At 62.9% G+C, this 11281-nt stretch carries 8 protein-coding genes; 4 read left to right on the forward strand and 4 right to left on the reverse strand.

The features are described from left to right. Positions 1-160: 160 nt before the first annotated feature. Genes GSQ75_RS17380 through GSQ75_RS17395 form a run of 4 tightly spaced genes read left to right on the forward strand, consistent with a single transcriptional unit; the run spans position 161 to position 6785 of the window. The gene (locus GSQ75_RS17380; protein ID WP_158756134.1) at positions 161-1777 is read left to right on the forward strand and encodes an efflux transporter outer membrane subunit; all 1617 of its coding nucleotides are present in this window, start codon (positions 161-163) and stop codon (positions 1775-1777) included. Further along, positions 1767-2960, forward strand: a complete 1194-nt coding sequence (locus GSQ75_RS17385) for an efflux RND transporter periplasmic adaptor subunit (RefSeq protein WP_254058631.1) — start codon at positions 1767-1769, stop codon at positions 2958-2960. Before GSQ75_RS17380 ends, GSQ75_RS17385 begins: the two co-directional genes overlap by 11 nt. Before the next feature lie 47 nt (positions 2961-3007). Next, a complete protein-coding gene (locus tag GSQ75_RS17390; protein ID WP_158756135.1) occupies positions 3008-6082 on the forward strand; it encodes a CusA/CzcA family heavy metal efflux RND transporter in 3075 nt (1024 codons plus the stop codon). Positions 6083-6116: 34 nt separating this feature from the next. Then, entirely contained in the window at positions 6117-6785 is a 669-nt protein-coding gene (locus GSQ75_RS17395) for a hypothetical protein (RefSeq protein ID WP_254058632.1), read from the forward strand. Positions 6786-6920: 135 nt separating this feature from the next. Here GSQ75_RS17395 and GSQ75_RS17400 read toward each other — a convergent pair whose 3' ends face one another. From GSQ75_RS17400 to GSQ75_RS17415, 4 genes are all read right to left on the reverse strand, one after another. Next, the gene (locus GSQ75_RS17400) at positions 6921-9080 is read right to left on the reverse strand and encodes a TonB-dependent receptor (protein WP_158756136.1); all 2160 of its coding nucleotides are present in this window, start codon (positions 9078-9080) and stop codon (positions 6921-6923) included. Between the two features lie 74 nt (positions 9081-9154). Further along, positions 9155-10714: a PepSY-associated TM helix domain-containing protein gene (locus GSQ75_RS17405; RefSeq protein ID WP_158756137.1), complete on the reverse strand. Its 1560-nt coding sequence runs from the start codon at positions 10712-10714 to the stop codon at positions 9155-9157. 12 nt (positions 10715-10726) lie between these two features. Further along, complete coding sequence (locus tag GSQ75_RS17410; protein WP_158756138.1) at positions 10727-10987, reverse strand: hypothetical protein; 261 nt, start codon at positions 10985-10987, stop codon at positions 10727-10729. Then, positions 10984-11262 (reverse strand): hypothetical protein, encoded by a 279-nt coding sequence (locus tag GSQ75_RS17415; RefSeq protein ID WP_158756139.1) that lies wholly within the window; start codon positions 11260-11262, stop codon positions 10984-10986. Before GSQ75_RS17415 ends, GSQ75_RS17410 begins: the two co-directional genes overlap by 4 nt. Positions 11263-11281 lie beyond the last annotated feature (19 nt).

Consider the following 11281-nt stretch of genomic DNA (forward strand, 5'->3'; position numbering starts at 1 on the left):
GGCGATAGTTTGCGGCGTCGCTGCCCGTCAGTGCCCGGTTGGCGCTTGTATTCGCCAAGCTCGGCGGCTTGCCTGGAGGTCATGACCTTCGGCACGGCTTTCGCTTGCATTTGATACGATATATTGTTACAGCCAGACTCTCTCTCCAAGACGCGCTCGCATGAACCAGACGTGGGCCGATGTGTTTGCCAGGATCGAACGGACGAGAGATGAGATAGCTAGGGCAGTCTCGTCGCCTGCTCATTCGTCGCCATCGCGCGCCCGGCCCGTCATCGCGGCTGCGGCCTGTCTGCTAATTGCCGGTTGTGCCGTAGGGCCCAACTTCAAGCGACCTGCTGCCCCGGCTGTCAGCGATTACACCGCGCACCCGCTCTCGAGCACGGTCGCGATCAAGAACGTCGACGGTGGCGAAGCCCAACGCTTTGCCAAAGGCAGCGATATTCCCGGCGACTGGTGGACCTTGTTCCATTCCCGGCCGCTCAATGAGCTGATCGAGCAGTCGCTCGCCAACAATCCCGATCTCAAGGCGGCGCAGGCGGCGTTGTCGGTGGCCAGGGAAAATGTGCTGGCGCAACGGGGTGTTTACTTCCCCAGTGTCTCGGCGGACTTTTCGGCCAGCCGCCAGAAGACGCCAGGGACGATCTCGCCCACACCCAGCTCGAACGCCCTGCTTTACAGCCTGTACACCCCGCAGGTCAGCGTTTCGTATGCGCCCGATATCTTCGGCCTGAACCGCCGCACGACGGAGTCGGTGAAGGCACAGGAGCAGGCGGTTCGCTTCCAGATGATCGCCACGCAGATCACGCTCAGCAGCAATGTGGTGGCCGCCGTGGTGCAGGAGGCATCACTGCAGGCGCAGGTTGACGCGACCCGCCAGCTCATCGACATCAACACGAAGATGCTGCAGATCCTGCGCTACCAGTTTGCCAAGGGTTATGCCGGCCGGCTTGATGTGGCCGCGCAGGAATCGCAGCTCGCGCAAGTCACCGCCACGTTGCCGCCGCTCATCAAGCAACTGGTTCAGCAGCGCGATGCGCTGGCCGTTCTGGTCGGCAAGTTTCCGAGTCAGGCATCGGCTGAGAAATTCGAACTTTCAAGTTTGCAGTTGCCGCAGGAACTGCCGGTGAGCCTTCCTTCGGTGCTCGTTGCGCAGCGCCCGGATGTGCTGCAGGCCGAGGCCAACATCCATGCGGCCAGCGCCCAGATTGGCATCGCCATCGCGAACCGGTTGCCCAATATTGCGCTGACCGCGAATGCCGGCAGCAGCGCGCTGGCCATCGGCCAGGTGTTCAAGTCGGGTACGGGTTTCTGGGGTGTGGGCGCGGATCTGACCGCACCCATTTTTCAGGGCGGCGCCTTGCTGCATCAGGAACGCGCCGCGAAGGCAGCCTATGTGCAGGCGGCAGAGCAATATCGCAGCACGGTGCTGACGGCCTTCCAGAATGTCGCGGATACATTGACGGCGCTGGATCAGGATGCCGAAGGCCTGAAGGCGGCGGCCGCCGCCGCGGACGCCGCCAAGGTCACCCTGGACTTGTCACAGCGCCAGTGGAAGGACGGCTACGCCAGCTATCTTTCGCTGCTGAGCGCCGAACAGGCCGATCAGCAGGCCCGGATCAACCTGGTGCAGGCGCAGGCCAATCGTTATGCCGACACGGCAGCGTTGTTCCAGGCGCTCGGCGGTGGCTGGTGGAACCGCGCGGATTTGCTGCAGGCGGACCCAATCAAGGCCGACTCAATCAAGGCTGGTTCAACCAAGGCTGACGATGAAAAATAAATCGCTTTACGGGATGCCGGCTGCGCAACGTCGGGGAACCTCCGCGCGCGCACTGGTTGTAGCCGCCATGATGCTGGCGACGGTGGTGTTGTCTACCGGCTGTTCACACCAGGCGGACGACAACGCGCAGGCCGCCGCGGTGACCGCCCGCAATGTGACCCTGACCGCGGAGCAGCGACAGAGCATCCACCTTTATACGGTCGCACCGTCGACGTTCCACCAGACAGTCGAGAGCATCGGTGCGGTCGACTTCGACAACGATCAGGCCACCAGCGTGCTGGCGGCGTTCTCCGGCCCGGTGTCGCGGCTGCTCGTTTCCCCCGGCGAGCACGTCAAGAAAGGCGACCCGATGGCGATCGTGGATTCGCCGGACTTTGCGGCGGCCATCGGCACGTACAGCAAGGCGCTCGTCACGGCGAAGAACGCTCGCCGGCTGGCCGATGTGGACAAGGATCTGGTCCAGCACAACGGTGTATCCCAACGTGAGTACGAGCAGTCGCAAACCGACGCTGCCAGCGCCGAGGCCGATCGCGACGCCGCGCTGCAGGCACTCGTCTCGCTGAGCGTGGATGCGCAGACCATCAAGGACATCCAGGCCGGCCGCTTGGTTTCGCGCATCCAGGGCGTGATCCGCTCACCAATCACCGGAACCGTGGTGGAGAAGCTGATCACGCCCGGCGAACTCCTGCAGGCGGGCACCACGCCGTGCTTTACCGTGGCCGATCTTTCGCGCGTGTGGGTGATGGCGCAGATTTCCGCTTCCGATCTTGCTTCGGTGAGTACGGGCGACACGGCCGACGTGGAGACCGGTATCGATGGGCAGAAGATTTCCGGCACCGTGGACAACATCTCGGCCGTGGTGAACCCCGATACCCGGGCCGTTATCGCCCGGGTCGTCGTCGAGAATCCCAAAGGCCTGCTGAAGAAGCAGATGTATGTCCGTGTGCAGATCCATGCCAAGCAGGCAAGCACGGGCATGCTGGTGCCGGTGTCGGCGGTCTTGCGTGACGATGAGAACCTGCCGTTTGTCTATGCCGCCCAGCACGATGGCAGCTTCGCTCGGCAGCATGTGACGCTCGGTTCACGCACGGGTGACCAATACATTATTCCGGACGGCGTCAACGCCGGTGACCAGATCGTGGTCGATGGCGGCATCTTCATCCAGTTCATGCAAAACCAATGAGCGACCAACTGCCTTCGACCGGGCCCCAGTCGCGAACGGTCTCGATCATGAACCGGATCGTGGCCTCTTCGCTGGGTCAGCCCCTTCTCGTCATCCTGATGGCGCTGCTGCTGGTGGGATCAGGCGCACGCTCCCTGCAGCGCCTGCCGGTGGATGCTTATCCGGATCTCTCGCCGCCGATCGTCGAGATCATCACCCAGTGGCCCGGGCACGCCGCCGAGGAAGTGGAGCGGCTGATCACGGTACCGGTCGAGCTCGGCATGAACGGCATTCCGAATTCGGACAATGTCCGCTCGATCTCGCTGTACGGACTGTCCGACGTCATCATCACGTTCCACAACGGTGCGGGCGACCTGCCTACGCGCCAGGAAGTCTTCAACCGCTTGCCCGACCTGAGCCTGCCGGCTGGCGTGACCCCTTCGGTGTCGCCGCTGTCCGCGCCTTCAGGCCTGATCTATCGGTACGTGCTGCAAAGCCCGGACCGTTCGCCGATGGAGCTGAAGACCCTCGAGGCCTGGACCATCGAACCACAATACCGGTCTGTGCCTGGTGTGGCGGATGACTCGGGGTTTGGTGGCGGCACCATGCAATACCAGGTGTTGCTAGACCAGGCCAAGATTGCCGCGGTCGGCTTGTCGGCGGTACAGGTGGAGGCATCCCTGGCAGCCAACAACAGCAACGCCGGCGGCGGCTTCTATTCGCAGGGCGGCCAGTTCTATTACGTGCGCGGCATGGGCAATCTGGAGACGCTGGAAGACATCGGCAACGTGGTGCTGGCGGTGCATGACGGCACCCCGGTCTTGCTGAAGGACGTCGGCCGCGTGGTCATCGGTATCGCGCCGCGCCTGGGTGAATTCGGCTACGAGAAACAGGACGACGCGGTGGAAGGCGTCATCCTGTTGCGCACGGGTGAAAAAACCCAGGATGTGCTGAAGCGGGTCGAGGCGAAGACGAAGGAGCTCAACAACGGCGTGCTGCCCAAGGACGTCAAGATTGTCCCGTACTACGACCGCACCGACCTGATCGGGCTGACCACGAAGATCGTGGAAGGCAACCTGTTGCGCGGCATGTTGCTGGTCATCGTGATCCTCATTTTCTTCCTGTACGACGTACGAGCAGGACTGATTGTCGCGATAACCATACCGCTGGCCTTGCTGTTCGCCTTCATCTGTCTCGATCTGCAAGGCGCTTCGGCCAACCTGCTGTCGATCGGTGCGATCGACTTCGGCATCCTGGTGGATGCGGCGGTGGTGATGGTGGAAAACATTTTCCGCCAGATCGCCGAGCGCAAGGGAACGCCGCTCAACGTCAGGGAAATCATCCGGGATGCAGCAGCGGAAGTGGATCGTCCGCTGTTCTATGCCGTCGCGGTGATCGTGGTCAGCTTCATGCCGATCTATGTCTTGTCGGGGCCTTCCGGGACGCTGTTCAAACCGATGGCCGACACGATGATTTTTGCCTTGGTCGGTTCCCTGGTGGTTACCCTCACCTTGTTGCCGGTGCTGTGCGCGTGGTTCATGCGCAAGGGCGTAAAGGAACGACACAACCGCGCTTTCGAAGCCACCAAATCGGTCTACGTCAAAGGCCTCGATTTCTGTCTCGCCCATCCGTGGGGGACGACACTCGCCTCGACCCTTCTGCTGCTGTGTTCGCTGCTGCTGATCCCGCGCATCGGCGCCGAGTTCATGCCGCAACTGGATGAAGGCGCGCTGTGGGTGCGTGCCACCATGCCGTACACCATTTCGTTCGACGAGTCGGCGAAGATCACCCCGAAGATTCGCGACATCCTGCGCACCTTTCCCGAAGTCACCACGGTCGCCTCGGAACTGGGTCGTCCTGACGATGGCACCGATTCGACCGGCTTCTTCAACGTCGAATTCTACGTGGGCCTCAAACCCTACTCGGAATGGAACGGCGCCTATCACACCAAACCCGAGCTGATTGCAGCGATCAACCAGAAACTGCTGGCCTTCCCCGGTATCAATTTCAATTACACGCAGCCGGCAGAGGATGCGGTGGACGAGGCGGAGACCGGCCTGAAGAGCGCGCTGGCGGTCAAGGTTTTTGGTTCCGACCTGAATACGCTGCAGCAAAAGGGCAAGGCAATCAAAAAGGTGCTGGAGCAGGTGCGCGGCATCCGTGACGTGACCCTGGTGCAGGAACTCGGACAGCCCAGTCTGTCCATCAAGATCAACCGCGCCGCGATTGCCCGTTACGGTTTGAACGTCGCCGACATCAATGGCGTGATCACGACCGCCATCGGCGGGGACGTGGCCACCGAGGTGGTGCAGGGAGAAAAGCAGTTCGATCTGGTTGTTCGCCTTGAACAGAAATATCGCGACAACCCCGAGGAAATCGGCAATATCCTGGTGGCGACGCCCGGCGGTCAGCAGCTTCCGCTGAAGGAGTTCGCGGACATCCAGGTGACCAACGGCGCCTCGTTCATTTACCGCCAATACAATTCACGCTACATCGGCGTGCAATTTTCGGTGGAAGGACGCGATCTGGCCGGCGCGGTGGAAGACGCCATCCAGCAGGTCAACCAGAAGGTCAGCGTGCCGCAGGGCTACCACCTGGATTGGGGCGGCGAATACTCGGAATACACCGCTTCGCGTGCGCAAATGAATGTCATTCTTCCGCTCACGCTAGCGCTGATTTTCCTGTTGCTGTTCACCCTTTACAGCAATTTCAAATTCCCGTTCATCACCGTGCTCGGCGTGCTGCTGTCCGCACCGGTCGGCGGCATCGTGGCGCTCTGGCTGACCGGCACGCCGTTCTCGGTGTCTTCCGGCATCGGTTTCCTGGCTCTGTTTGGCGTCTCGGTGCAGACGGCCGTCGTGTATATCTCGTACGTCAACGAGCTACGCCTCAGCGGCACCGGTCTCAACGAGGCGATTCGTCAGGGCGCGATCCTGCGCCTGCGCCCGATCATGATGACCGCGCTGGTAGCTGCATTGGGGTTATTGCCGGCAGCGCTGGCCACCGGCGTCGGCACGGATACTCAGCGACCATTTGCCTTGGTCATTGTCAGTGGCCTGTTCACGCGACTGTTGATCAGCATCTTCCTGATGCCGGCGCTGTATGCCCTGGTGGCGCGTCCGGATGATCGGCTGGAGGTGTGAAGTGGTTTCCCGTAGATGTGAGTCGATCATCACGATGAGCCATGTCGTCCCACGCTCTGGCTTGGCGGTAGTGCTGCTGGCGTATTCGCTTGGCATCGCTGCACGGGAGCCTGCAGGGCGCTGGCCCGACACGCCGCTCAGTCGCACGCAGGCGCTGGCCGAATTGCAGACGTTGAATGCGGATCTGTTGAGTCACCCGAGTGCCACCCTGACCCTGGAGCGCTGGTGCGGTGCGCATCATCTGGCCGCCGAGGCGAAGATCGTTGCGCGGCGTGTGCAAGGTGCGGACAAGCCGTTGCCCGACGGTGCCCGTGCGCAACTCGGTATCGGGCCGGATGAACCGGTGCGCTATCGGCGGGTGCAGCTGGCTTGCGGTGAGGTGGTGTTGTCCGACGCGGACAACTGGTATGTGCCGGCGCGGCTCACTACGGCGATGAATCAGCAGCTGGACAGCTCCGACGTACCGTTCGGCAAGGTCGTCCAGCCGCTGCATTTTCGTCGCCAAACGCTCTCCGCCGAACTGCTGTGGTCGCCGCTGCCGGATGGTTGGGACAGCGGCACCGTGCTGCCGCCGTCCAGCGACAAGCCGCTGGCCATCCCGGCGCATGTGCTGCAGCATCGCGCACTGCTGTACACGCAGGACAACCAGCCCTTCAGCGTGGTGATCGAGAGCTATACCGCGAACGTATTGGCTCGTCCCTGAGCCGGACGTAGGGAGCCTCGAAAAACCGGGCTTTTGCTCGTCATCCCTGCTTTCGCAGGAATGACGATGGTTTTGCGAGGTTCCCCGTAGTGACCAGAGTCGACGCCAGTCACATGCAATACGGCTTCTGTGCGATTACAGCGTCAGCGTCACGCTGGCGCGCACCGTCCGTGGCGTGCCCTGGTTGAGCATGAAGCCCCAGTTGGTGAGCCAGTATTTTTCGTTGGTGATGTTGTCGATGCCGGCGCGGTAGGTGATTGCGTGGCTGCCCAGCGAGGTGCTGTAGCGCGCGCCGATGTCGAAGGTGTGATACGCGCCGATGAAGTTGCTGTTGTCGGCCTCAATGGCTTCATTGCCCACGTAGCGGCCGCCGGCGTTCAGTACCAGCCCGGGGAGCTGCGGCACGGCATATTCGACGTAGAAATTGCCCTGCACGCGAGGTGCGCTATAGGCACGCTTGCCATCCACGTCAGCGGCGGCGCGCACGTTGCTGGCGTCGAGATACATCACGCCGCCGATCAGGGTCCAGTCTCTGGCCAGGGACATCTGCGCGGATAGATCGACGCCCTGGTAGCGCGTCTGCCCGTTCTGCACGAACACGTTGTCGGAGTTCAGGTACTGCAGGCCGCGGTCGACGCGGAACAGCGCAAGGTTGGTGCTCCAGGTATCGAACCCGGTCTTGGCGCCGACCTCGAACTGCTTGCTGATCGTGGGCGCGAAGGTCTGGTACGCATTTACGGCAGTCTGCGGGGCGCTGCCGCCCTGTTCCAACGACTGGACATAGCTCGCGTAAAGCGAGACTTGCGCGATGGGCTTGTAGATCAGCGCCGCGGTCGGCGTCAGCGGGCTTTTCTCATAGCGTGCGGCGACTAGCGGGCTGCCGGCATTGAACGTCTTGTCGTCATAGTCCATGTAGCGCAGCCCGAGCAGGGCCGACCATTGCGACGAGAACGTGACGGTGTCGCTGGCGAACAGCGCGCGCTGCGTGGTGGATTCCGCCAGGTAGTTGCTGTGGCTGACCGGTACATTCGGGTTGGCGAACGCCGGTACGTTGTAGATGTTGCCCTGGCCCAGCACCTGATCGGCGAAGTCGAGCGGGTAGTGCGCATCCAGGCTCTGCCAGGAAGCACCGAACACCACATCGTGCTTGATCGAGCCCGTCTCGAACTTGCCGCTGAGCATGCCCTGCCACTGCTGGTAGTTGTAGACCGAGTAGCCCAGATAGTTGAGGTCGGTGTAGCTGCCTTGGTTGTCGGTGAGGATAATCGCGCTGTCGTGGTTTTCGCGGGTCTGCTTCGCATAACTGTAATCGACGCCGAAGTTCCAGTCGGGCGAGATGTCCCACTTCACACCGGTGTTGGCCACACGGAACGAGGTCTGGTAGCCGGTGAAAGGCTGGCTCACGCGCTGGTCGCCGTCGAGCGGTGCGGGCACGTGCACACCCGTCGCCATGCCGTAGTCCTGACCGAGGATGATGCCGTAGTAGGCGCCGCGCACGTCGCGATCCTGATAGATGCTGTTGAAATGCCAGTGCAGGTTCGCTGCGATGTCCTTGGTCAGCGCCAGCGAGGCGGCATTGCGCTTGATGTGGCCGCCATCGACGAAGGTGTCACCATCCTCGTGTGCCAGGTTGATGCGGTAGCCCCATCCACCCTGGCCGCCGAACGTGCCGCCGAGATCGACGGCCTCCTTGAACACGCCATCGGACACATAGCCGAGCGTGAAGCTGGTATACGGCTGCAGCGTCGGTTGTTTGGACACGAAGTTGAGGATGCCGCCCGGCTGGCCGAAGCCATACATAAAACCGCCCGGGCCTTTCAGCAGTTCGATCTGACTGAACGGTTCCAGTGGCATGTCGCTGCCCCAGTTCGGAATCGACAGGCCGTCCATCTTGAAGCCGTTGAGCGAGTCCACCTGCAGTCCGCGCACGGCGATGCCGGATGCTTCACCGGCATAGCCGGTTCCCAGCGGCGTGACACCGGGGTTGGCGGCGAAGGCGTCGTTGATATCCAGTGCCTGCCGGTTCTGCAGCAGGTCAGACGTGACCGCGTCGATGCTGAAGGGTGTGTCGAGCAGGCTGCGCTGGCCCAATGCGCCGGTATTGGCTTCGTTCGCGCGATAGAGGTCGAGGCTGCTGCCCGCGGTGACATTCACCTGGCCGAGTACCTTGGCATCCTGTGGATCGGCGTCGTCCGCGTGCGTGGCCGTGGCCATCAGTGCGGCGAGGATGAGCACGACGGCACGCCGATGGATACCGAGGCGGCGCGCGGCGCCACCGGAAAGGGCAGGGGACATGATGAAACTCCTTGGATTGATCCATGCCCGGCTGGCGTCGGCTTGCCGGAGGTTGGGGGTGATGCGTTATACGATCAGTGCGGTGCTGGCAGCGCCCAGACGCTGTGTGCGTCGCCATGGCGTGCACGTCGCAAAGCAGCCCGCGCCAGGCAGGCGAAGACGATGCCGAGGGCGATGCCGGTGAGGTCAACGCCGAGTGCGGAAGTGGTGCCGGGCGCCCACGCGCGGCTCCATGCAGCTGCGTTGCCGAACAGGTCGGTAATGGCCACAGCGATCATCAGCACGGCAGTCGCCGTCAGCAGTTCGACGGCCGCGCGCGGAATCGGTCGCACACAGGCGTAGGCGCAGGCGGCGAGGAACAATCCATAGCAGGCGAACTGTTGCGATATCGCCGCGTCGAGGCCGAGATGCGTAGCCGCCAAAGTGGCGGCGAATGCACCGGAAATGCCCAGGCAGGTGCCCACGCAGACGCCAATGGTGGCGCGAGCCATGATCCGCGTACTGTGTGGCTGATCCACGTGGCGCCGCTTGCGCCGCGACTCGATCCACAGCAGGTTGCCCGAATAGAACAGGAACGCCCCTGCGAGCCCGAGTGCGAAGTACAGCCAGCGCACCGTGCGGCCGCCGTAGCTGCCAAAGTGCAGGGCGTACAGGGACGAGTTGCTGATGCCATTGATGCTGAGCTTTGCGCCGACGTGCGTGGCCAGCACCCGGCCGTCATCGCCGGATAACGCGACGGTGCCGTAGGTACCCAGGGTGTGCTGCGACAGGCCGCGGACTTCCACCACCGCATTGCGGTCGCCGTAGTGCGTGTAGTGCAGGTAGTCCGGCTCGAAGCTGGTGACACCGGTCGCCAGCGCTGCCGCGCTGGCGCGTTCGATCAGTTGTTCCGGTGTGAGCATCACCGCAGGCGTACCACTGGCCGCTACCGTCGGTGCCGTGGCGATCGCCTGCGCGAACGAACCGAACAGCTTGCCGTCGAACGCGATGACGTTGAGCGCGGCGAGGGTGAGCGTGAACAGGCAGAGGATCGAGCCGGTGGCCGCGAAGATGAAGTGGAACGGCAGGCTTAGCACGCCGATCGCGTTGTGCGCGTCCTGCCACAAGCGTTTCATGTTGTGTCCCACGCGCATCGCGAACAGGTCCTTGGCCAGTTGCGGCAGGTGGATCAATAGTCCGGACACCAGCGCCAGGCCATACAGCACGCTGACGATGCCCATCACGTACAGGCCGACCACGGGCAGGCCGAGCGAATCGTGCAGCGCGTAGACGAAGTCGGCGAGGTCACCACGGCCGGCGACATCACTTGGCGCCGTCATCTCGCTGGCGGTGGCGAAGCGCGCGTTGTCCTTGTCCTGCCAATACGCATAGGCGGCGTGGGCGTCGTCGCTGGGCAGCACAATGCCGAAGTCGTCACGTGTTTCCGGATGCTGCGCAATCAGGTGATCGATCAAGCTGCTGATCGGAACATGGGCGTCCTGCGCGCTGCGCCATGGCGGGTTCTGCCACGCGGCGATGTCGTCGTGGAATACGGTGAGTGCACCGGCATAGAACGCCACGAACAGCGCGAAGCCGGCGATGAGGCCGGTCCAGGTGTGCACGGTCTGGAAAGTTCGGATCGTTGCGGATTTCATCGTGCGCGCTCTTCAGAGGCCAGCCGCTTGGCGGGTCAGCCACAGCGCGAAGAAGGCAACCGCATTCGCGCTGCCCAGCGTCAGCCACGCGCGGGTGCCGCTACGAAACGCGTAGGCACCGGTCATGAAAGCGATCCACAGCGGGAAAAACAGGATCAACGCGGGAATGACATAAGCATCGCCACCTTGCGGCAGGGCGTGCAGCAACAGACTTAGCAAAACGGCAGCCAGCGGAAACCCGAGCAAGGTGCCGGCGAGGCAGCGGGCGATCATCGAGAGCCCGCGCGCGTGGGTTCGGACGCGCCACGCCACCAAGCAAGATACGGCAACGTCACCCAGGTCAGCATCCATGTCGTCAAGGTGGCCGCGATGCCCGCGCCGGTACCGGCTGCCTCGAGCCATGCCACCACGCCACCAATGGCTATTGCCATGGCCACAAGGTGTGTATGCGGACGCAGTGGCGCGGACAACAGCTTCTGCTGTGTGCTGGCCAGATAGGTGAGGGTGGCGCCGGCCATGCTGAGCAGCAGTGCGCAGAGGGTCATCACGTAGCAAATCCCTGATGGT

Origin of the sequence: Dyella sp. S184, assembly GCF_009766065.1 — a bacterium.
Taxonomy (GTDB): Bacteria; Pseudomonadota; Gammaproteobacteria; order Xanthomonadales; family Rhodanobacteraceae; genus Rhodanobacter.

Coding starts and splice junctions, on each gene's coding strand:
- GSQ75_RS17395 (WP_254058632.1), top strand. CDS start 6,117: ATGAGCCATGTCGTCCCACGCTCTGGCTTGGCGGTAGTGCTGCTGGCG.
- GSQ75_RS17385 (WP_254058631.1), top strand. CDS start 1,767: ATGAAAAATAAATCGCTTTACGGGATGCCGGCTGCGCAACGTCGGGGA.
- GSQ75_RS17390 (WP_158756135.1), top strand. CDS start 3,008: ATGAACCGGATCGTGGCCTCTTCGCTGGGTCAGCCCCTTCTCGTCATC.
- GSQ75_RS17405 (WP_158756137.1), bottom strand. CDS start 10,714: ATGAAATCCGCAACGATCCGAACTTTCCAGACCGTGCACACCTGGACC.
- GSQ75_RS17380 (WP_158756134.1), top strand. CDS start 161: ATGAACCAGACGTGGGCCGATGTGTTTGCCAGGATCGAACGGACGAGA.
- GSQ75_RS17410 (WP_158756138.1), bottom strand. CDS start 10,987: ATGATCGCCCGCTGCCTCGCCGGCACCTTGCTCGGGTTTCCGCTGGCT.
- GSQ75_RS17400 (WP_158756136.1), bottom strand. CDS start 9,080: ATGTCCCCTGCCCTTTCCGGTGGCGCCGCGCGCCGCCTCGGTATCCAT.